The organism is Actinomadura gamaensis (assembly GCF_042652125.1).
Lineage (GTDB): Bacteria > Actinomycetota > Actinomycetes > Streptosporangiales > Streptosporangiaceae > Spirillospora > Spirillospora gamaensis.
Window position 1 is genome coordinate 693,454 of sequence record NZ_JBHSIT010000002.1, and the last position, 20,036, is coordinate 713,489.

Genomic DNA, 20,036 nt, shown 5'->3' on the forward strand with positions numbered 1-20,036 from the left:
GGCGCGGTCGGTTCGTGAAGGGGGGATGAGAGTGATGACGTCGATGGTGGTGGACGGGAGACCGGCGGTGCGTCCGGAGGACGGGCGCGGGCCGTGGGCGCGGCGGCTGCTGCTGGGCGGCCGGGACGATCCGCGGTGGGCGCGTCCGGGGCTGTGGGCGCTGCTGGCGGTGACGGCCGTCCTGTACCTGTGGGGTCTGGGGGCCTCGGGGTGGGCGAACGCGTTCTACGCGGCGGCGGCGCAGGCCGGGTCGGTGAGCTGGAAGGCGATGTTCTTCGGCGCGTCGGACGCGGCGGGCGCGATCACGGTGGACAAGACGCCGCTGGCGCTGTGGCCGATGGCGCTGTCGGCGCGGGTGTTCGGGGTGAACTCCTGGAGCCTGCTGGCGCCGCAGGCGCTGATGGGCGTCGGGACGGTCGCGGTGGTGCACGCGGCGGTGCGGCGGGCGCTGGCCGGTGATGCCGGGCGCGCGGTCGCGTCCGGTGCGGGGTTGCTGGCGGGCGCGGTGCTGGCGGTGACGCCGGTGGCGGTGCTGATGTTCCGGTTCGACAATCCGGACGCGCTGCTGGTGCTGCTGCTGAGCGTCGGCGCGTACGCGCTGGTGCGGGCGCAGGAGCGGGCCTCGACGGGATGGCTGCTGGTCGCGGCGGCGGCCGTCGGGTCGGGTTTCCTGGCGAAGATGTTGCAGGCGTTCCTGGTGCTGCCGGTGTTCGCGCTGGTGTACCTGGTGGCCGCGCCGGCGCCGCTGCGGCGGCGGATGTGGCAGCTGGCGGCGTCCGGCGGGGTGCTGCTGGTGGCGGCGGGCTGGTGGGTCGCGGTGGTGGCGCTGGTTCCGGCGGCGGCGCGTCCGTACATCGGCGGGTCGCAGCACGACAGCGTCCTGGAGCTGGCGCTCGGCTACAACGGGCTGGGCCGGTTGAACGGGAACGAGACGGGCGGTCTGGGCAACACCGACGCGGACGCGGGCTGGCTGCGGATGTTCGGGACGTCGGTCGGCGGGCAGATCGCGTGGCTGCTTCCGGCGGCGCTGCTGCTGCTCGCGGCGGGCCTGTGGGCGGTGCGGCGGACGCCGCGGACGGGCCGGGCGCGGGCGTCGCTGCTGCTGTGGGGCGGCTGGCTGCTGGTGACGGGCCTGGTGTTCAGCCTTATGCGCGGGATTTTCCACGAGTACTACACGGTGGCGCTGGCCCCCGCGGTCGCGGCGCTGGTAGGGCTCGGCGCGGGCCTCGTGTGGCGGCGCCGCCGGGTTCCGGCGTGGGCGGCGGTGCTCGCCGGGACGGTCGCGGTGTCGGCGGTGTGGGCGTGCGTGCTCCTGCACCGGACGCCGCAGTGGCATTCGTGGCTGACGGCCGTGGTGGTCGTCGCGGCGCTCGCGGCGCTGGCGCTGATCGCGGTCTCGGCCACGGACCCGCGCGAGATCTCCTCGGGTGCGGCGGGGGTCGAGCGTGGCGGGCGGGGTGGTCGTGGGGGGCGGGTGCTCGCCGGGGCGACGGTGGCGGTGTCGGCGGTGACCGTGTTCGCGGGGCCGGTGGCGTATGCGCTGGACACCGCGTCCACGCCGCATGAGGGCGCGATCGTGACGGCGGGGCCGTCCACGGGACACGGGCCGGGCGGGTTCGGCGGTCGCATGCGGATGATGCGCGGCGGTCAGGGTCCGTGGGCGCGTGGCGGTGTGCCGAACGGGACGCCGCCGGGCGGGGCTTTCAGCGGCTTCGGCGCGAACGGCAACGCGCCGCGCACTGGCACTGGTACTGGTACTGGCGTCGGCAACGGTCAGCCGCCGGGCGGTCGGCAGGGCGGCGGGTTCCCCGGCGGGACGGGTCGCGGGATGCGCGGTGGCCCGGGTGGGTTGCTCGGTGCGGCCGAGCCCGCGTCGGCCTTGGTGGCGGCGTTGAAGCAGGACGCGTCGTCCTACTCGTGGGTCGCCGCGGCGGTCGGGGCGAACAACGCGGCCGGGTACCAGCTGGCGACGGGCCGTCCGGTGATGGCGGTCGGCGGGTTCAACGGGACCGATCCGGCGCCGACGCTGGCGCGGTTCCAGCGGCTGGTGGCCGCCAAGAAGATCCACTACTTCCTCGGCGGGTCGATGCCGGGGATGCGCGGCGGCGGTTCGTCCGGCGGGAGCGACGAGGCGCAGCGGATCGCGGCGTGGGTGCAGGAGAACTTCACCGCGCGGACGATCGGCGGCGTCACGGTGTACGACCTCGGCACGGGACGGTGAGGGAAGGCGGTGACGAGGGGCGGCAGGAGGGTCGGTGATGTACTGGGCGTGAGGGCGGCCGTCGCGAGGGACGGCCGCGCGCCCGCGAAGGGGGAGCGATGCCGGACCGCGGCAGGCTGGACGAGGACGCGATCGCCGAGCGGCTCGAGGAGCTGCCGGGCTGGAGCCGGGAGGGCGAGGAGATCCGGCGGGAGTTCGAGGCGCCGTCGTTCGCGGCGGGGATCGAGCTGGTGGTGGCGGTGGCCGCGGCCGCCGAGGAGGCCGACCACCACCCCGACATCGACGTCCGCTGGAGGACGGTGCGGTTCGCGCTCAGCACGCACAGCGAGGGCGGGCTGACGGGGCTGGACTTCGCGATGGCGCGCCGGATCGACGGGCTGGCCGCCGAGCACGGCGCGCGCTGAGCGGGGTTTCCTCAGTGGCTGAACGGGGCCTCGTCAGTGGGTGGAGAAGCCGCCGTCGACGAACAGCGCCTGCCCGGTGACGTAGGCGGACGCGGCGGAGGCGAGGAACACCGCGGCTCCGGCGAAGTCCTCGGCGAGTCCGTTGCGTCCGGCGAAGGTGCGGGCGGCGAGCGACTCGACCATCGCGGGATCGGAGCGGAGGCGCTCGTTCAGCGGGGTCATCACGAAGCCGGGCACGAGGGTGTTGGCGGTGACGCCGCGGGGTGACCAGGCTTCGGCCTGGGAGCGGGCGAGGGCGGCGAGCCCGGCCTTGGACACGCCGTAGGCGCCGCTGGAGACGAACGCGCGGTAGGCCTGCTGCGAGGTGATGTGGATGAGGCGTCCGTAGCCGCGTTCGGCCATGCCGGGGCCGAAACGCTGACCGAGCAGGTAGGGCGCGTCGAGGTTGACGGCCATGGTGGTGTCCCACACGTCGGGGCCGAGGTCGTCCATCGGCGGCCGCAGGTTGATCCCGGCGGCGTTGACGAGGATGTCGGGTTCCCCGAACGGCCGGGCGGCCTGGTCGGCGGCCGCGGCCAGCGCGTCGCGGTCGGCGAGGTCGACGCTGACGCGGGCGGCGCGGCAGCCGAGGGCGGTGAGGTCGGCGACGGTGGCGTCGAGTTCGCTCTCGCGGCGGGCGAGGACGACGACGGAGGCTCCGGCGCGGGCGAGCGCCTCGGCGATGGCGCGTCCGATGCCGGAGCTTCCGCCGGTGACGACGGCGACCCGGCCGTCCAGGGAGAACAGGCTGGTCAGGTAGGCCGCGGGGCCGCCGGATGAGGGTTGGTCCATGGAACGGCCACCCTACGGGAGGCGATGCCGGTCCCGGCCGCCGCCCTCCCCGGAACGATCTTCGTCCGGTCCGCCGCTGCCGGTGTCGCCGACGCGCCCGGTGTCCCCGCCGGTGCCGCTGTGGGTGTCGCCGCCGGCGTCGTCGCCGTCCTCGTCGGGGGTGCGGCGGTCGCGCCAGATGATGACGGCGATGACGGCCACGACGACGAAGGTCGGGATGAAGAAGGGGATGGCGGTGACGGCCGAGTGCGTGGCGAGCGGCTCGGCCGCGGCCGCGAGCGGGGCGGTGAGCGGGGCGGCGGTCATGTGCCGACCTTCTCGGGTGCGCGGGCGGGCCGCGCGGGTTCGGGCAGGACGCGGGCGATGCGGGCGACGCCCCAGCCGAGGGCGATGAGCAGGGTGAGGGTGCAGGCGAGGACGACGGCCGAGCACGCGGCCCACAGCCAGGGCGGCAGGCCGGTCTTCAGCTCGCGCTGCAGGACGTGCCGCTCGCCGGTGACGGGCCGGGTGACGTGCGGCTGGGCGGGCATCTCGGGGGCGTTGATCGCCTTGTCGTGCGGGAGGTAGACGGGCACTCCGGCGAGTTCGCGGCCGTCGTGGATCCGGATGAGGGTCTTCCACTGCCCGCCGATGGGCGCGGGGACGCGGGTGTGGTAGACGCCGGGCGCGTCCCGGACGAGCTGCTCGACGTGCAGGCCCTCGCCCTGCCAGGCGGTGACGGCGACCCAGGACGGGTGGTCGATGCCGCCGCGGGGGGTGAGCTCGACGCGGACGTCGGCGGTGCGGCCGGCGCCGGTCCCGTGCACGCCGGTGAGGGTGAGGGTGGCGGTGTGTCCGTGCGGGACGGTGAAGACCTGGCAGTTGGCCAGGGCGGCGGCGAACGCGGCGAGGCTCGCGGCGAACAGCGCGCGGGCGAGGTTGGGCGTCCCGCGCCGACGGCCGCCGTCCGCGCGCGTCCCGTCCGTGCGGGTGCCGCTCGCGCGGCTCGTGCTCGCGCGGGTCGTGTTCGTGCGGCCGGGGAGGCGGCCCTGGAGTCCTTCGGCGAGCAGCGCGCCGCAGACGCCTCCGGCGATGCCGCCGACGACGGCCATGGCGGTGCCCTCGACGGCGATGTCTCCGGTCCAGGGCAGGCGGAAAGCCACGTGCGTCCAGGCGAACTCGGCGGCGAACCCGGCGGTGCCGATGAGCAGGCCGGACACCGCGCCGAGGGCGAGGGGGCGGCGGGCGAGGACGAGCCCGGCGAGCTCGACGCAGAGGGCCTCGGCGAGGTAGAGCGGGACGGCGGCCCACAGTTCGCCGATGACGCCGGCGACGACGAGGGACACGCCGCCGCGCACGAGCATGTAGAACGCGACGGCGAACAGCGCTCCGCCGCGTCCGACCCAGAGGCGGGCGCAGACCAGGGCGCATCCGGCGGCGACGGCGATGAGCAGCGGCTGGTGGACGAGCCGGAACTGCGGGACGCCGAAGTCGTATTCGGCCTGGTACACCGACAGGCCGATGAGCAGGCCGCCGGACATCATGCCCCGGCGCATCCACTTGGCCCAGGCGGGCGCGTCCGGCGCGTCCGGCGCGTCCGGGGCGGATGCGGCGGCTTCTCCGGCGCGGCGGCCTTCGCGTTCGAGGATCATCATGGCGACCAGGGAGAGTCCCGCGCCGCCGATGAGCATGAGGTGGGTGGGGCCCCAGAGGGTGACGTCCTGGCCGAAGATGCGGTGCCAGACGTCGTCGAGGGGGAAGCCGAGCAGGGCGTAGAAGCCGGTTCCGGCGAGCAGGACGCCGCCGGCGGGCGCGTACCAGGTGCGGGTGATCCGGACGGCGGCGGTGCCGGGGCGTTCGCCGGGCAGCGGGAGGACGACGGCGAGCACGCCGGCGGTGAAGATCCCGAACAGGCCGAACAGGATCGGGTAGTGGGCGATGTTGGCGAGGGGGCCGACGTCGCGTCCGTGCGAGATGTGCAGGGAGATGTCCCAGTACATGCCGAGCAGGGCGGTGAGCAGGGACGCCAGCGCGACGACGCTGGGGAGGGCGGCCCATCCGGGCAGGCCGCGGCCGGGGCCGCGGGTGGCGAGGGCGGCGGCGCGGGTGAGCCAGGTGAGGCGTCCGCTGCGGTGGCCCCAGCCGAGCAGCAGGAGCACGGCGGTGAGGACGGCGGCGGCGCCGGAGGCGATGAACACCTGGTCGAGCGCCGCGCCGCCGGCGGGCTTGTCCTGCTGGGCGAGCAGCGGGCTCGCGAGGAGGGGGCGTGCCAGGTGCGCGGCGGCCGGGTGCGCGATGGCCGGGTGGCCGAGCATGCGCGCGGTGGCGGGTGCCCCGCCGTCGGTGAGTTGGTCCAGCACGGTCGCTCCCTTGACTGCTTCCGGGGGTGGGTGCGGGGGTGTGATTCCACCCACGGGCCGGAGTATGCCAGCCTGGAATGTGTCATTGTCTAGTGTCACATCGTGTGGCGTGCGGCACCCGGCCGGTCACCGGCCGGAGGCCGCGCGGTTGGCGTCCCGTCCGGTGGGAGGTTCGGCGTCGTGCGTGGGTTGAGGGGTCCGGTGGCGGTGGTGGCGCTGGTGCTGCTGGTGGCGGCGGGGTGCGGGAAGCCCGCACCCCGCCCGGACGGCGGTGGCGGTGGCGTCTCTCCGGGCGCGCCGTCGGGGGCGTCGTCGGGTGCGTCGGGTGCGTCGTCCGGTGCGGGGGCCGGGGGTCCGTCGGCGCCGGGCGGGGCCGGGGTGACCGAGGTGCGGGTGTCGGTGGCCAAGGGGCGGGTCGTGACGGCGTCCCGGACGGTGAAGGTCCACCGGGGCGCGACGGTCGTGATCACGGTGACCAGCGACGTAGCCGAGGAGTTCCACCTGCACGGCTACGACCGGGAGCTGGAGCTGGCTCCGGGGCGTCCGGGGACGCTGCGGCTGGTGGCGTCGGTGCCGGGGGTGTTCGAGGCGGAGCTGCACCACTCGGGCGCGCGGGCGTTCGAGCTCCAGGTGGGCTGAGCGGTGGGTGTTCTGGCCGGGGCAGCCGTCCGGCTCGCGGGCTTCGGGCTGGGCGGCGGTCCGGTGGCGCAGCGGGTCGGCGGCGGGGTGCTGGCGCACGGGCTCGGCGGCCGGACGGACCTGCCGATGGACGGCGTGACGGCGATCGCGGGCGGCGGCGCGGCGGTCGCGGCGTCGTTCCTGGCGCTGACGGTGGCGTGGACGCGGCCGCGGCTGCGTCCGGACGGGGGCCGTCCGCTGTCGGCGCGCGCGGCCCGGTTCCTGGACGCTCCGTGGTTGACGTGGACGGCCCGGTGGGCGGCGCTGGCGTTGACGGCCGCGGTGGTGGCGGTGGCGTTCGCGGGGCCGTCCTCGGACGCGCGGAACCTCGCGCCGTGGGCGCTGTTCGTGACGTTCTGGGTGGGTCTGGTGCCGGTCAGCGTGGTGTGCGGGCCGGTGTGGCGGCGGGTGAACCCGCTGCGGACGGTGCACGCGGTGGTGTGCCGGGTGCTGCGCGTGGACCCGTCGGGGGTGCGGGCGCTGCCGAAGCGGCTGGGATGGTGGCCGGCGGCGGGGTGGCTGCTGGGGTTCGTGTGGCTGGAGCTGGTCGCGCCGCATCGCAGCGATCCGCGGCTGGTGGGGTGGCTGATCGTCGGGTACGCGGCGGTGAACACGGGGCTGGGGGTGTGGTTCGGCCGGGACTGGTTCGCGCGCGGTGACGGGTTCGAGGCGTACTCGTCGCTGATGGCGCGGATGTGCCCGGTGGGGCGGCGTCCGGACGGGGCGCTGGTGTGGCGGACGCCGCTGACGGGCCTGGTCGGCGGGGGCGGCGAGGCGGGGCTGGCGGCGACGGCGTGCGTGCTGATCGGGTCGACGGGCTTCGACGGGGTGACGCGGACGACGTACTGGCGCGACAACGTGGACCCGTCCGACATCCCGGCGGGGACGGCGGGGCTGCTGCTGTCGGTGGCCGTGGTCGCCGCGCTGTACCGGGCCGCGATGGGGTGGGGGGCGCGGCTGTCGGGTCAGGATCCGAGGGAGTGGCCGGGGCGGTTCGCGGGGTCGCTGCTGCCGATCGCGCTGGGCTACACGGTGGCGCACTACTTCTCGTTCTTCCTGCTGGAGGGGCAGACGACGGTGATCCTGGCGAGCGATCCGCTGGGGCGGGGCTGGAACCTGCTGGGGTCGACGGGGCACGTCGTGGACTACGGGCTGCTGACGCCGTCGATCATCGCGCTGGTGCAGGTGAACGCGATCGTGCTGGGGCACATGGCCGGGACGGCCGCCGCGCACGATCTGGCGCTGCGGACCGTCCCGGCGGAGCGGCGGCTGGCGGGTCAGGCGCCGCTGGCGGTGGTGATGGTGTGCCTGACGTGCGCGGGCCTGTTCGCCCTGCTCAGCGGCTGACGTCCGCGGCGTGGTCGGCGTGGTCGGCGTGGTCGGGGCGGCGGGTGGCGGCGCGCAGGTGCGGGGCGGTCGGCGAATGCGGGTCGTCCAGCAGGGCGGCGGGCGGGCCGGTGAAGGTGACGCGTCCGCCGCGGGTGCCGCCGCCGGGGCCGAGCTCGACGATGTGGTCGGCGTGGGCGATGACGTCGAGGTCGTGCTCGACGGCGATGACGGTGGCGCCGTCGTCGACGATCCGGTCGAGCAGGGTGATGAGGGCGGTGACGTCGTCGCGGTGGAGTCCGGCGGTCGGCTCGTCCAGGACGTACAGCCCGCCGCCTTCGCCCGCGCCGTCCCCGGCCCCGCCGCCGCGGCCGTTGCGGCGGCCGTTGCCGTTGCCGTTGGCGCGGGGGTTCGTGGTGGTGCGGTGGAGGTGGTCGGCGAGTTTCAGGCGCTGGCGCTCGCCGCCGGACAGGGTGGTGAGGGGTTGGCCGAGGGTGAGGTAGCCGAGGCCGACGCGGGTGAGGGCGGCGAGCCGGGCGTGCACGGCGGGTTCGGGGAAGATCTCGACGGCGCGGTCGGCGGTCATGGCCATGACCTGCGCGATGGTGTGGCCGCGTAGCGGGTACCGGTCGGTCTCGGGGCGGTAGCGGGTGCCGTGGCAGGTGCGGCAGACGGTGGTGACGGGGTCGAGGTAGGCCAGGTCGGTGGTGACGGTCCCGGCGCCGTCGCAGTCGGGGCAGGCGCCGGTGGAGTTGTGGCTGAACCAGCCGGGGTCGACGTCGTGGGCGGCGGCGAACAGGCGGCGCAGCGGGTCCAGCAGGCCGAGGTGGGTGGCGGGGCTGGACCGGCGGGAGGCGTTGATCGGGGACTGGTCGACGACGACGGCGCCGGGGTGGGCGGCGGGCAGCATCCGGGCGGCGAGGGTCGACTTGCCGGCTCCGGCGACGCCGGTGACGCAGGTGAGGACGCCGGTGGGGAACCGGACGGCCGCCGGGTGCAGGGTGTGCGGGATCGGGCCGTCCGGGCCGGTGAGGTCGGCGGTGGTGTCGACGGTGAGCCAGCCGGTGGGGCGGCGGGGGCGGGTGGTGAGGCGGGCGGGGCGGGTGAGGGCGCGGGCGGTGGGGGTCGCGGCGGCGCGCAGGGCGTCCCGGCCGCCGGTGAACAGCAGGCGTCCGCCGCGGTCGCCGGCGCCGGGGCCGAGCTCGACGACGTGGTCGGCGGCGGCGATGACGGCGGGGTCGTGGTCGACGACGATGACGGTGTTGCCGCGGTCGCGGAGCCGGTGCAGCAGCCGGGTGAGGCGGTCGACGTCGGCGGGGTGCAGGCCGACGCTGGGCTCGTCGAACAGGTAGGTCAGGCCGGTGAGGGTGGAGCCGAGGTAGCGGACGACCTTGAGGCGGCGGGCCTCGCCTCCCGACAGGCTGCGGGTGGGGCGGCCGAGGGTGAGGTAGCCGAGTCCGGCCTCGGCGAGGCGGTGCAGGCGGGTGAGGGCGTGCTCGGTGATCGCGGCGGCGACCGGTCCGGCGGTCGCGGCGATGCCGGTGAGGACGCCGGTGAGGTCGGTGATCTCCAGGCGGGTGAGCTCGGGCAGGGTGTGCCCGGCGAGGGTGGCGGCGCGGGCGGCGGGGTTGAGCCGGTCGCCGCCGCAGTCGGGGCAGGTGCCGCGGGTGGTGACGGCGGCGACGGCGCGGCGGTGCGAGGCGGGCCGGTCGGCGGTGTCGCGGCGCAGGAACATGCGGTCGAAGCGGTCGGCGAGGCCCTCGTAGGTGTTGCCGCGGTCGCCGCCGACGCCGCCGTCCCTGGACACCTTGAAGCCCTTGCCGTGCAGGAGGGTGTGCCACTGCTCGGGGGTGTAGTCGCGCAGCGGCAGGTCGGGGTCGAACAGTCCGGAGCGGGCGTGGGTCTGCCAGACCCAGCTGCCGACGCCCCAGGGCTCGAAGCGGATCGCGCCGTCGTTGAGGGAGCGGGCGGTGTCGAGGAAGGCGTCCAGGTCCAGGCGGGTGACGGCGCCGAGGCCGTGGCAGGTGGGGCACATGCCGTCGGGGTCGTTGAAGGAGAACGCGGAGGCCTCCCGGACGGTCCTCCCGCCGGCCTCGCTGGCGGGTTCGCCTGCGGTCTCGCCGGCGGCGGGTTCGGCGCAGCGGGAGTACAGGACGCGCAGCACCGGCAGGATGTCGGCGGCGGTGCCGACGACCGAGCGGGCGCCGCCGCGCGGGGGCCGGTGGTCGACGACGACGGCGGGGGTGAGGCCGTCGATGAGGTCGGCGTCGGGGCGCGGGTGCCGGGGCATGCGGTCGCGGACGAACCAGGGCAGCGTCTCGGCGAGCTGCCGGTTCGACTCGACGGCGAGGGTGTCGAACGCCAGCGACGACTTGCCCGATCCGGACACGCCGGTGATCGCGACGAGCCGGTGCTTGGGCAGCGCGACGGTGAGGTCGCGCAGGTTGTGCTCGCGGGCCCCGGTGATCGTGATGGCGTCGAGGGCGGCGCTTCCGTTGCTCTCGGTGCGGTCGGTGCGGTTCCGGTGGTCGTTGTTCTGGCGCATACCGGTCACGCTAGGCGGCGATGAGGTCAGGTTTTGTCCTCGTTGTCGGGCATGCTGGTGCCATGGACGCTGAGCTGGGCACGGGGCCGGACGCGGGGGTCGCGGACGCCGCGTCGGGGACGGCGGCGCGGCTGCTGCGGCTGCTGGGGTTGCTGCAGGCGCGGCGGGAGTGGAGCGGGCCGGAGCTGGCGCGGCGGCTGGGGGTGTCGGTGCGGACCGTCCGGCGGGACGTGGACCGGCTGCGGGCGCTGGACTATCCGGTGCGGGCGACGGCGGGTCCGGTCGGCGGGTACCGGCTGGAGGCGGGCGCGGCGGTCGCGCCGCTGCTGCTGGACGACGCGGAGGCGGTCGCGGTCGCGGTGGGCCTGGTCGCGGCGGCGTCCGGCGGAGCGGCGGCGGGCGCGGCGGGCGCACTCGCCGGTGCCGGCCCGGATGGCGCGGGCGGCGCGGACGGTGAGGCGGCGTTGCGGGCGCTGGCGAAGATGGAGCAGGTGCTTCCGGCGCGGTTGCGGCGGCGGGTGGCGGCGGTGGCGCACGCGACGGTGCCGGTGGACGGCCCGGACGCGGGCCCGCGCGTGGAGCCCGGCGTCCTGGCGGCGCTGGCGGCGGCGTGCCGGGACGGCGAGCGGGTGCGGTTCGCCTACCGGGACCGTGAGGGGCGGGCGACGCGGCGGCTGGTCGAGCCGTCCGCGCTGGTGGCGGCGAGCCGCCGCTGGTATCTGGTCGCCTTCGACCTCACCGCCCGCGACGTCCCGGCCGCAGGCCCCGCGCGGGACGTCCCGGCCGCAGGCCCCGCGCGGGACGTCCCGTCCGCAGAGGCTGCGCGGGACGCCGCGCCCGAGGATCCCGCGCGGGACGTTCCGTCCGGACGGGCTGAAGAGCGGGCGCGTGGCGCTTCTTCCGTGCGAGGCGCGGGGCGCGGCGACGAGGTTGACGGCGGTGGGACGGCGGGCGCGACGGGGGCTTGGCGGACGTTCCGGTTGGATCGGATGGACGAGTTGTTCCCGACCGGTGTGCGCGGGGAGCCGCGGGAGGTGCCGGGCGGGGATCCGGCGGCGTTCGCGCGGCGGTCGCTGGCGGGTGGCGGGCCGGTCGTCCGGGCGGTGCTGCGGGTAAAGGCTCCAGCGGAGGTGCTGGCGGACCGGTTGCGGGTCGGCCGCGACGAGGTCGAACCGCTCGATGACGGAACGTGCCTGCTGCGGACGGTGCCGGGTTCACTGGAGTGGGTCGCGATGCGGCTGGCGCATTTGGAGCTGGAGTTCACGGTGCTGGAGCCGCCGGAGCTGGCGGCGCGGCTGCGGGAGGTGGGTGCGCGGCTGCTGCGCGCCGCCGGGCCGGGCCCGCGAGAGAACGACCGGTCGGAACTGGCTGAAGAGTGACCCGCCGGACGGCCCGCTGAACAGTGGCCCGCCGGAGAGCGGCCCGCTGAAGAACGGCCCCGCCGGACAGCGACGCGCGGGGGAGCGATGCGCCAAAGAGCGATGCGCCGGGGAGTGGCGTGCTGGGGAGTGGCGTGCTGGGGAGCGGCGTGCTGGAGAGCGGTCGGCCCGCCGGAGGCCGGAGCCCCCTCGCAGGGCGGGGGCTAGGGCCTCACGGGCGGCTGTCGGCGCGGGGTCGCGCCTCCTTCAGAGGTTGCGCCGTCTTCCGGGCGGGGCGTCCTTCCGGGGGCGGGCCTTCCTCCGGGGGCGGGTGTCCGTCCGGGGCGGACGTCGTTGCGCGGTCGGGGGTCAGTCGAACGGGGGCCAGGTGATGAGGGTGTGGGCCCAGGTGAGCCCGGCGCCGAATCCGGCGAGCAGGACCTGGTCGCCGGGGCGGGCGCGGTGTTCGCCGAGGGCGCGGTGCAGCGCGTAGGGGAGGCTGGCCGCGCCGATGTTGCCGACGTCGGCTCCGGCGATGGCGAGCTGGCCGGGGTCGAGTCCGGCGGCGGGGGCGAGGGCGGCGACGAGCCGCGGGTTGGGCTGGTGCGGGACGACCAGGGCGAGGTCGGCGGGTTTGGTCCCGGCGGCCTCGGTGGCGTCCTGCACCAGGCGGGGCAGGATGTCGGTGATGAAGGACCGGACGGCCGAGCCGTCCATGTGGATGGTGTGGTCGAGGGCGGCGAGGGTGCGGGCGGTGGCGGGCAGGCGGCTGCCGCCCGCGGGGATCAGGACGTCCCCGGCGCGGGTGCCGTCGGCGCCCATGCCCATCGCGGTGATGCCGTAGGGGGCGGGGACGGGCCCGAGGACGGCGGCGGCGGCGCCGTCGCCGAACAGGGCGCTGGTGGCGCGGTCCCCGGGGTCGAGGAACCGCGAGTAGACCTCGACGCCGACGACCAGCGCGTACGGCCCGCCGAAGCGGGTCCGGCGGGGGCCGGCGGCGGGCGCGGCGGCGAGCAGCGCGACGGCGGTCTGGAGGCCGTGGACGAAGCCGGTGCAGGCGGCGGCGACGTCGAAGGCGGCGGCGCGGTGGGCGCCGATCAGGGCCTGCACGCGGCAGGCGGTGGCGGGGCCGAGTTCGTCGGGGGTGGAGGTGCCGAGCACGATGAGGTCGAGGTCGGCGGGTTCGAGCCCGGCGGCGTCGAGCGCGCGGCGGGCGGCGTGGGCGGCGAGGTCGGAGGCGGCCTGGTCGGGCGCGGCGCGGTGCCGGGCGCGGATGCCGGTGCGGTTCTCGATCCAGCCGGGGTCGAGGCCGAGGCCGGTGGACAGTTCGGTGCTGGTGATCCGCTGGTCGGGCAGGTACGCGCCGGTGCCGCGGATGGCATACGGGATCGTCACGTCGTTGTTCTCCCCCCATCCGGCCGGGGGCGGCCGGATCCTGGTGGTCGGTGCGCGGCGCGGCATTTGTTGGCTTTTGTGTTGTTTTGTCCCTTCAGTTCGTGTGACCGGGGAGTGGGTGTGTGGTGGCCCGCGGGTCGGGTGAACGGTGAACCGCTTGTCGCCGCCCCGATTCCATGAGTGAATAATCCCATTTCGCGACCCACGTTCCATATCTACTTGTTGTGTGGCGTTTGGCTGTCGAGAAGTGGAAGTGTGCCTTCCCGGTTAGGAGTGCGGAGTGACCCCCACCCCGCCCCCGCGGGCCTCCCGGCTCGATCACGACGAGGTCTGCGCGTTCCTGTTCCCCGGTACCGGCGCCGCGGGCGCGCCCGACCTGCGCGCCCTGGCGGCGACCGGGCCGGCCGCGGCGCGGGCGGTCGACGACGTCCTGGACGCCGTCGCCGCCGCCCTGCCGCCGCCGGCCGAACCGTCCGCCGAGCCGTCCGCCGACCCCCTCGGCGGTCCGCTCGCCGGACGGCTCGCCGACACGTCCGGCAAGGCGTCCGGCGGGACGCTCGGCGACGCGGCCGGCAAGGCGTCCGGAGAAGCCCTCGGCGGGACGGCCAGCGGGGCGGCCGGCGGGACGGGAGCCGGGACGTCCGGACGGGAAGGGATGACCGGGGGATGGCCGTCGATGCGGCGGATCCTGCTGGACGAGCCCGACGCCTACCGGGCGGCGGCCCGCATCCCGGGCGTCGCGCAGCTCGCCGCCTACACGGCGTCGGTCGCGGTCGACCGCGTGCAGCGTGCCGCCGGGACCGTTCCCACGTTCGCCGTCGGGCAGAGCTTCGGCGAGATCGCCGCGCTGGTGTGCGCGGGCGCGTTCTCGGTCGGCGACGGCGCGCGGATGGCGTTCTCGCTGGTGGACGTGCTGACACGGCGCGGCGCGGGCGGCGGGATGGGCCTGCTGGAGGCGTCCGAGGACGACACCCTCGCGATCATCGCCGAGACCGCGCGGCAGGCCCGCGCCGCCAGGGACGCGCGGCCCGCGCGCGAGGCGCACCGGGTCCGTCCGGGCGGACGGCTCGCGGCGCGCTCGGCGGCGTCGGGCGAGGTGGTGGTCGCGTGCCTGAACGCGCCGTCCGCCACGGTCGTGTCCGGCCCGGACGCCGAGCTGGAGGCGGTGCTCGCGCAGGCCCGCGCCCGCGGTGTCCGCGCGGTCCGGCTCGCCGTCCCCTACCTGTCGCACCATCCGGCGATGGTGGGCGCCGACCACGAGTGGTACGACATGATCCGCCGGTTCCCGCAGCGTCCGCTGCGGGCGCGGGTGTACTCGCCGGTGCGGGGCCGCGCCTACCGGGACACCGACGACCTGCACCGCGCGCTGGCGGACTGCATCGTGCGGCCCGTCCGGCTCCCCGCCACCCTGCGGGAGGTCGCGGAGGCGGGGGCGACGCTGTTCGTGGAGGCGGGCGCGGGTGACGCGCTGTGCCGGTGCGCGCGGCTGACCGTCCCGGACGTGGCGACGCTCGCGCCGCTGCGCGAGCGTCCGCGGCCGGGGTCGGGGTCGGTGCCGCCGGTCGGCAAGTCGGCGCCCGGCGTCGTCCTGCCGGACGAGGTGACGGTCCGCCTGCCCGCGCGTCCCCGCGCGACGCCCCTCCCGGAAACCTCTGGGGAGGCCCCCGACCGCTGACCGGCCCGGTCTGTTCGGCAGCTCGGTCCGCTCGTCAGCGTTCTGTTCGGTTCCGTGTCGCGACAGGAGCATCGCCATGACCCGCCCGCCCGGCCCCTCCGATCCCTCCGATCCGTCTGTCCCGTCCGGCTCGCCTAATCGGTCCGATCCGTCCGGTGTGCCGGTGGTGGGGTTCGAGCCGGACGCGGCGCCGGTGGAGCTGCCGGGCGACGCGTCGGCGCTGCGGGGGTGGATGCGCGGCACCGTCCCGGAGGGCCGGCTCGAGGCCAAGGAGCGGCTGATGATCGCCGAGGCGGTTCCGGCGGCGTTCTTCGGCTATCCCGACGGGTTGACGCTGCGGGAGCGGCAGGGCCTGACCTACGAGCGGATGCGGGCGGCGGGCCTGGCCGCGCCGCCCGCGGCGGAGCTGCTGGACGATCCGCCGCTGCTGTGCGGGCTGCTGGAGCGCTGCGCGGTGGCCGACCCGGCGCTGTTCCACGTCCTGATGCTGCATTACACGCTCGCGCTCGGCCCGATCGTGCGGTTCACGCCGCCGGACGGTCCGGGGCCGCGGGCGGACCGGGAGGCGCTGGAGTCGATGGCGGCGGCGGGGACGCTGCTGATGACGGAGATCGGCCGCAGCAACAGCCACCTGTCGCCGCGGACGCTGGCCCGGCACGATCCGGAGACCGGCGGGTTCGTGCTGACCACCCCGGACGCGGCGGCGGCGAAGTTCCCCACCAACACCGCGCATCCGGACGTGCCGAAGGTCGCGGCGGTGTACGCGACGCTGGTGCACGGCGGCGCCGAGCGCGGCGTGTTCGTGTTCACCGTCCCGCTGCGCGCCCCGGACGGCTCGACCCCGCCGGGGGTGCGGATCACGCCCGCGCCCGACACGTTCGGCCTGATGGTGGACTACGGCGCGGTCACGCTCACCGGGGTGCGGGTGCCGTTCGAGTCGTGGCTCGCCGACGGCGCGCGGCTCGACCCGGACGGCGGGTTCCACGATCCGGTGGGCGGGCCGGGCGAGCGGCTGGTGCGGTCTATGGGGATCGCTCCGGCGGTGTGGCGGTCGGTGGTGTCGGTGTGCGCGGCGCTGGTGCGCGCGTCGGCGGTGACGCTGGTCGCGCACACCGCCGGGCGGGCGACGCTGGGGCGGCTGGCTCCGCGCCGTCCGCTGGGGGACTACCGCAACCAGCAGGAGGCGATGCTGGGGGCGCTGGCGGCGGCGTACGCGCTGACGCTGGTCGCCGACCGGGTGAAGGGGCCGCGTCCGCTCGGCCGCGCGCCGGCGGCGACGGCGGCGACAGCGGGCCGGGGCGGCGGCGCGGCGTGGGCGCCGTGGTCGGCGGTGGACCGGGATCTGGCGCTGCTGAAGGCGGGGGTGACCGCGCTGACCCAGGACGTGGTGGGCGCGTGCCGGGTGCACGCGGGCGCGCCGGGGTTCGCCGCGTCCCACCGGCTGAACGGGTACCGGGGGCTGGCGCACGCCTACCAGAGCGCGGGCGGCGACAACGAGCTGATCCTCTTCGACACGGCCCGCGCGCTGGCCGCGGACCCGCCCCCCGCGGACCCGCCTCCCGCCGATCCGCCTCGCGCCGATCCGGCGTCCGCGCCCGGGCGGGTGCCGGTGCCGGACGGGGCGGGCGGTCTCGGGTCGCCGGCGATGTGCCGGGACCTGGCGGGTGCGCTGGAGCGCGCGCTGACCGTCCGGCTCGCCGACCGCACCGCGACCGGGGACGCCGCGGACGAGCCGGCGGTGTTCACCGCGTGGAACGACAACCTGGCGCTGGCCGCCGCGACCTCGCGGGTCGCCGCCGACGGGATCGTCCTGCGGCTGGTGGACGAGGCGTCCCGGGCGGTCCCGGCGGCGGCCGGGCCGCTGCTGGAGCCGCTGCTCCGCCTGTTCGGGCTGGACTGGATCGAGCGGCGCGCGGCGCTGCTGCTGGAGCACGGCGTCGCCGGGCCGGGCCTGCTGGAGCGGGTGTGGGCCGAGCGCCGCGGGGTGTGCGACGTGCTGGCGGGCCGCGTGGGCGACCTGGCCGCCGCGCTCGACACTCCCGCTGCGGTCGCCGCGCCGACGACCCCGCGCGAGCCGACCTCCTGAGCCCCGTCCCGCCGGTCGGTCCCGTCGATTCGGGCGGCCCCGGTCCGGGCGGCGCCCGTTCGGGTGGTGGCCCCCGTTCGGGTGGGGCGGGTCAGCGGATCGGGACGACCGCCATCGCGTCGATCTCGACGAGGAACTCCTCGCGGACCAGGCGGGACACCTCGACGAGAGTCGCGGCGGGCGTGACGTGCGCGGGGACGAACTCGGCGCGGACCTCGCGGACGACGCCGACGCCGGACGCGTCGCGCAGGTAGTAGCCGAGCTTCACCACGTGGTCCCAGCCGGCGCCCGCGTCGGCGAGGACGGCCTGGATGTTGCGGAACACCTGCCGGGTCTGGGCGGCGAGGTCGCCGGGTCCGACGAGTCCGCCGTTCGCGTCGACGGGGACCTGTCCGCTGACCAGGACGAGCCGTCCGGGGACCTCGACGGACACGCCGTGGCTGTAGCCAGGTCCGGCGGGGAGTCCGGCCGGGTCGATCTGGCGGATGTCGGTCCCGGCGCGCAGTTCATGATCGCTCACGTGGTCACCGTAACGCCGTCCGCGCCGTCCCCCGTCCACCGGGCCTGCGGTGTGCCGGGCGGGGCGGGTCGCGGCGCGGAGCGGTCCGGTGGGCTGCGACAATGATCGTATGAGTGAGCGCAGGCCGATCGAGTCGTGGCTGACGGACATGGACGGGGTCCTGGTGCACGAGGGGCATCCGATCCCCGGCGCGGCCGAGTTCCTGCGGCGGCTGGCGGCGTCCGGCAAGCGGTACCTGGTGCTGACCAACAACTCCATCTACACCCGGCGGGACCTGTCGGCGCGGCTGCACGCGCTGGGGCTGCCGGTGGCCGAGGAGGCGATCTGGACGTCGGCGCTGGCGACCGCGCGGTTCCTGGCCGACCAGCGTCCGGACGGGTCGGCGTACGTGATCGGCGAGGCGGGCCTGACGACGGCGCTGCACGAGGCCGGGTACGTGCTGACGGACCTGAACCCCGACTACGTGGTGCTGGGGGAGACCCGCACCTACAGCTTCTCCTCGATCACGCGGGCGATCCGGCTGATCGAGCGGGGCGCGCGGTTCATCGCGACCAATCCCGACCCGATCGGGCCGTCCACCGAGGGGTCGCTGCCGGCGACGGGCGCGGTCGCGGCGATGATCACGCGTGCGACGGGGGTGGAGCCGTACTTCGTCGGCAAGCCGAACCCGCTGATGATGCGGACGGCGCTGAACCGGGTCGGCGGGCACAGCGAGTCGACGGTGATGATCGGCGACCGGATGGACACCGACGTGCGGGCCGGGGTGGAGGCGGGCCTGGAGACGATCCTGGTGCTGTCGGGGGTGACCCGGAAGGACGAGGTGGAGCGGTTCCCGTTCCGTCCGTCGCATGTGGTGAGCTCCATCGCCGACGTGGTGGACATGGTCGCGGCGGCGTCCGGCCCGGGTACCGCCTCCGCCGGGCCCGAGGGCTCGGGCGGGTCCTGACCGGGCGCCCCGTCCCCCCCTGGCTCCGCCATGCGCATGATCGCCGCGTCCGGCTCCCGCGAGCTGGAGGTCCGCCGTTCGCGGTTCCTGTGCGCGCTGGCGCGGGTGGCCGACGAGGAGGAGGCGGCGGCGTTCGTCGCCGCGCGGCGCCGCGCGCACCGGGACGCCACGCACAACTGCTCGGCGTACGTGGTGGGCGAGCACGGTGAGCTGACCAGGAGCAGCGACGACGGGGAGCCGGCCGGGACGGCGGGGATCCCGATGCTGGAGGTGCTGGTCCGGCGGGGCCTGACCGGGACGGCGGCGGTCGTGACGCGGTATTTCGGGGGTGTGAAGCTCGGCGCGGGCGGGCTGGTGCGGGCGTACTCGCAGGCGGTGTCGGAGGCGGTCGACGCGGTCGGTGTCGTGGAGCTGCGTCCGGTGGTGCGCGTGGAGGTGACGGTCGAGCACGCGCTGGCGGGCCGGTTCCTGGGTGATCTGCACGCGCGGGGGCCGCAGCCGTCTGGTGTCCGGTACGGCGACGCGGTGCAGGCGGAGGTGGCGGTTCCCGCGGACGGCCTGGGCGAGTTCACCGCGTGGGCGGCCGAGGTGACGGCGGGCCGGGCGGTGCTGCGGACGGTCGGCACCGGACACGTGGAAGTCCCCGTCACCACCTCCTAGCCGGGGCGGCGACGGGGACTTCGGCTGATCGCGTCAGGTGCGCCGGTGCCGTCCGCCCGTCCCGGGAGCACCGTACGGGCCACCGGTCCCGGGCGTCCCCGCAGGGCCCGGCGCGGCGGGCGTGTTCGGCACGGGACGGCCGTGGGCGTCCAGGACGGGCAGGTCGGGAACGGTGACGGCCGCGTCCGCGGGCATCGGCGGGCCGGGGCGCCGGGCGGCGGCCCGCCCGTACCCCGCCACCGGAACGTCCGCGCCTCCGCCGTAGCCGTAGCCGCCGTGGCCGTCGTGGCCGTCGGCGAGCGCGGGACCGGCCGAGGGGGATGCGCCGAGGACGAGCGGTCCCAGCGGCCCCCAGCCGCGGAGGCGTTCGACCCACGGGGTGAGGAGTTTCGCGGCGAGGAGGGAGACGGTCGTGGCGACGGTGACGCCGACGAGGAACCCGGCGGCGACGTCGTGCGGGTAGTGGACGCCGACGAACACGCGGGAGAACGCCATCAGCGCGGCGAGCGACAGCACCCAGGGCGCGAGGGCGCGCCAGGCGACCAGGAGCGCGGCGGCCGATCCGGCGGCGATGGTGGCGTGGTTGCTGGGGAAGGACCAGTCGCCGGGCGCGGGGCAGGGCGCGATGTTCATGGCGTGGGGGACGGCGCGGCAGGGGCGTTCCTCCTGCAGGACGTCCTTGGCGTTGGAGCTGACCAGGTAGGCGCAGACCATCGCGGCGGGCGCGAGGACGGCCAGGGCCATCGACCGTCCGTCGCGGGTGCGGGCGCGCCACCAGCCCGCGGCGAACAGCGCCACGAACGCCAGCAGGCCCGCGTCGGTGCCGATCTCGGCGCCGGTGTGGACCCAGCCGGGTGTCCCGTGCGCGAACTCGGTGACCGTCCGGTACCAGTCGGCGCTGAATCCCGGTGCTCGCATGCTCCCCCTTCTCGTCCGGCCGCCGCCCCGCGCGGTCGCGGGGACGGCGTGGTCCCGCGCCCGGCGCGGAACCTTCCTGATCATCTACCAGACGGCGAGGGTTCACGCCGCGTTCACCACAACGCGACCTAAGT

Annotated in this window: 15 protein-coding genes and 2 pseudogenes; 10 read left to right on the forward strand and 7 right to left on the reverse strand. The window is 76.2% G+C overall.

Annotated elements, in window-relative coordinates; translation table 11 throughout:
- Positions 1 to 34 precede the first annotated feature (34 nt).
- Both ACFPCY_RS09040 and ACFPCY_RS09045 read left to right on the forward strand, forming a co-directional pair.
- A complete protein-coding gene (locus tag ACFPCY_RS09040; RefSeq protein WP_378253244.1) occupies positions 35 to 2,221 on the forward strand; it encodes an ArnT family glycosyltransferase in 2,187 nt (728 codons plus the stop codon).
- Positions 2,222 to 2,319: 98 nt separating this feature from the next.
- The gene (locus tag ACFPCY_RS09045; RefSeq protein ID WP_378253246.1) at positions 2,320 to 2,625 is read left to right on the forward strand and encodes a 4a-hydroxytetrahydrobiopterin dehydratase; all 306 of its coding nucleotides are present in this window, start codon (positions 2,320 to 2,322) and stop codon (positions 2,623 to 2,625) included.
- Positions 2,626 to 2,658: 33 nt separating this feature from the next.
- On the opposite strand, the gene ACFPCY_RS09050 is transcribed toward ACFPCY_RS09045, so the two are convergent.
- Genes ACFPCY_RS09050 through ACFPCY_RS09060 form a run of 3 tightly spaced genes read right to left on the reverse strand, consistent with a single transcriptional unit; the run spans position 2,659 to position 5,795 of the window.
- Complete coding sequence (locus ACFPCY_RS09050; protein WP_378253248.1) at positions 2,659 to 3,456, reverse strand: SDR family NAD(P)-dependent oxidoreductase; 798 nt, start codon at positions 3,454 to 3,456, stop codon at positions 2,659 to 2,661.
- Positions 3,457 to 3,468: 12 nt separating this feature from the next.
- Positions 3,469 to 3,762 (reverse strand): hypothetical protein, encoded by a 294-nt coding sequence (locus tag ACFPCY_RS09055; RefSeq protein ID WP_378253250.1) that lies wholly within the window; start codon positions 3,760 to 3,762, stop codon positions 3,469 to 3,471.
- Positions 3,759 to 5,795 carry a hypothetical protein gene (locus ACFPCY_RS09060; protein ID WP_378253252.1) on the reverse strand — a complete coding sequence of 679 codons (2,037 nt, stop codon included), beginning with the start codon at positions 5,793 to 5,795 and terminating at the stop codon, positions 3,759 to 3,761. The genes ACFPCY_RS09055 and ACFPCY_RS09060 overlap by 4 nt, the downstream gene beginning before the upstream one ends.
- 180 nt (positions 5,796 to 5,975) lie before the next feature.
- On the opposite strand from ACFPCY_RS09060, the gene ACFPCY_RS09065 reads away from it, so the two are divergent.
- Both ACFPCY_RS09065 and ACFPCY_RS09070 read left to right on the forward strand, forming a co-directional pair.
- Positions 5,976 to 6,434 (forward strand): cupredoxin domain-containing protein, encoded by a 459-nt coding sequence (locus tag ACFPCY_RS09065; protein ID WP_378253254.1) that lies wholly within the window; start codon positions 5,976 to 5,978, stop codon positions 6,432 to 6,434.
- Positions 6,435 to 6,437: 3 nt separating this feature from the next.
- Positions 6,438 to 7,820 (forward strand): hypothetical protein, encoded by a 1,383-nt coding sequence (locus ACFPCY_RS09070; protein ID WP_378253256.1) that lies wholly within the window; start codon positions 6,438 to 6,440, stop codon positions 7,818 to 7,820.
- Here ACFPCY_RS09070 and ACFPCY_RS09075 read toward each other — a convergent pair.
- Positions 7,810 to 10,344, reverse strand: coding sequence for an ATP-binding cassette domain-containing protein (locus ACFPCY_RS09075; protein WP_378253258.1), 2,535 nt, complete (start codon positions 10,342 to 10,344; stop codon positions 7,810 to 7,812). The genes ACFPCY_RS09070 and ACFPCY_RS09075 overlap by 11 nt on opposite strands.
- A gap of 62 nt (positions 10,345 to 10,406) precedes the next feature.
- On the opposite strand from ACFPCY_RS09075, the pseudogene ACFPCY_RS09080 reads away from it, so the two are divergent.
- Both ACFPCY_RS09080 and ACFPCY_RS09085 read left to right on the forward strand, forming a co-directional pair.
- Positions 10,407 to 11,093: pseudogene (locus tag ACFPCY_RS09080) on the forward strand (helix-turn-helix transcriptional regulator); the annotation flags it as partial.
- 354 nt (positions 11,094 to 11,447) lie between these two features.
- Positions 11,448 to 11,723, forward strand: a pseudogene (locus ACFPCY_RS09085) (WCX domain-containing protein); the annotation flags it as partial.
- 348 nt (positions 11,724 to 12,071) lie between these two features.
- Here the strand turns inward: ACFPCY_RS09085 and ACFPCY_RS09090 are convergent.
- Positions 12,072 to 13,097, reverse strand: coding sequence for a 3-oxoacyl-ACP synthase III family protein (locus ACFPCY_RS09090; protein ID WP_378253260.1), 1,026 nt, complete (start codon positions 13,095 to 13,097; stop codon positions 12,072 to 12,074).
- Positions 13,098 to 13,377: 280 nt separating this feature from the next.
- On the opposite strand from ACFPCY_RS09090, the gene ACFPCY_RS09095 reads away from it, so the two are divergent.
- Both ACFPCY_RS09095 and ACFPCY_RS09100 read left to right on the forward strand, forming a co-directional pair.
- Positions 13,378 to 14,772 (forward strand): ACP S-malonyltransferase, encoded by a 1,395-nt coding sequence (locus ACFPCY_RS09095; RefSeq protein ID WP_378253262.1) that lies wholly within the window; start codon positions 13,378 to 13,380, stop codon positions 14,770 to 14,772.
- Between the two features lie 163 nt (positions 14,773 to 14,935).
- A complete protein-coding gene (locus ACFPCY_RS09100; protein ID WP_378253264.1) occupies positions 14,936 to 16,858 on the forward strand; it encodes an acyl-CoA dehydrogenase family protein in 1,923 nt (640 codons plus the stop codon).
- A 91-nt stretch (positions 16,859 to 16,949) separates the two neighbouring features.
- Here ACFPCY_RS09100 and ACFPCY_RS09105 read toward each other — a convergent pair whose 3' ends face one another.
- Entirely contained in the window at positions 16,950 to 17,378 is a 429-nt protein-coding gene (locus ACFPCY_RS09105; RefSeq protein WP_378253266.1) for a RidA family protein, read from the reverse strand.
- A 109-nt stretch (positions 17,379 to 17,487) separates the two neighbouring features.
- Here ACFPCY_RS09105 and ACFPCY_RS09110 point away from each other — a divergent pair, with 109 nt between their 5' ends.
- Together ACFPCY_RS09110 and ACFPCY_RS09115 are read left to right on the forward strand one after the other, a co-directional pair.
- On the forward strand, positions 17,488 to 18,324 hold the full coding sequence (locus ACFPCY_RS09110; RefSeq protein WP_378253268.1) for an HAD-IIA family hydrolase: 837 nt from the start codon (positions 17,488 to 17,490) through the stop codon (positions 18,322 to 18,324).
- A 30-nt stretch (positions 18,325 to 18,354) separates the two neighbouring features.
- Positions 18,355 to 18,984: an IMPACT family protein gene (locus tag ACFPCY_RS09115; RefSeq protein WP_378253270.1), complete on the forward strand. Its 630-nt coding sequence runs from the start codon at positions 18,355 to 18,357 to the stop codon at positions 18,982 to 18,984.
- A gap of 33 nt (positions 18,985 to 19,017) precedes the next feature.
- On the opposite strand, the gene ACFPCY_RS09120 is transcribed toward ACFPCY_RS09115, so the two are convergent.
- The gene (locus tag ACFPCY_RS09120) at positions 19,018 to 19,902 is read right to left on the reverse strand and encodes a phosphatase PAP2 family protein (RefSeq protein WP_378253272.1); all 885 of its coding nucleotides are present in this window, start codon (positions 19,900 to 19,902) and stop codon (positions 19,018 to 19,020) included.
- Between the last annotated feature and the right edge of the window lie 134 nt (positions 19,903 to 20,036).

What these genes read in the sequence shown, in the direction of transcription:
- ACFPCY_RS09040 (WP_378253244.1), top strand. Translation starts at nt 35, where the DNA reads ATGACGTCGATGGTGGTGGACGGGAGACCGGCGGTGCGTCCGGAGGAC.
- ACFPCY_RS09045 (WP_378253246.1), top strand. Translation starts at nt 2,320, where the DNA reads ATGCCGGACCGCGGCAGGCTGGACGAGGACGCGATCGCCGAGCGGCTC.
- ACFPCY_RS09050 (WP_378253248.1), bottom strand. Translation starts at nt 3,456, where the DNA reads ATGGACCAACCCTCATCCGGCGGCCCCGCGGCCTACCTGACCAGCCTG.
- ACFPCY_RS09055 (WP_378253250.1), bottom strand. Translation starts at nt 3,762, where the DNA reads ATGACCGCCGCCCCGCTCACCGCCCCGCTCGCGGCCGCGGCCGAGCCG.
- ACFPCY_RS09075 (WP_378253258.1), bottom strand. Translation starts at nt 10,344, where the DNA reads ATGCGCCAGAACAACGACCACCGGAACCGCACCGACCGCACCGAGAGC.
- ACFPCY_RS09110 (WP_378253268.1), top strand. Translation starts at nt 17,488, where the DNA reads ATGAGTGAGCGCAGGCCGATCGAGTCGTGGCTGACGGACATGGACGGG.
- ACFPCY_RS09115 (WP_378253270.1), top strand. Translation starts at nt 18,355, where the DNA reads ATGCGCATGATCGCCGCGTCCGGCTCCCGCGAGCTGGAGGTCCGCCGT.
- ACFPCY_RS09120 (WP_378253272.1), bottom strand. Translation starts at nt 19,902, where the DNA reads ATGCGAGCACCGGGATTCAGCGCCGACTGGTACCGGACGGTCACCGAG.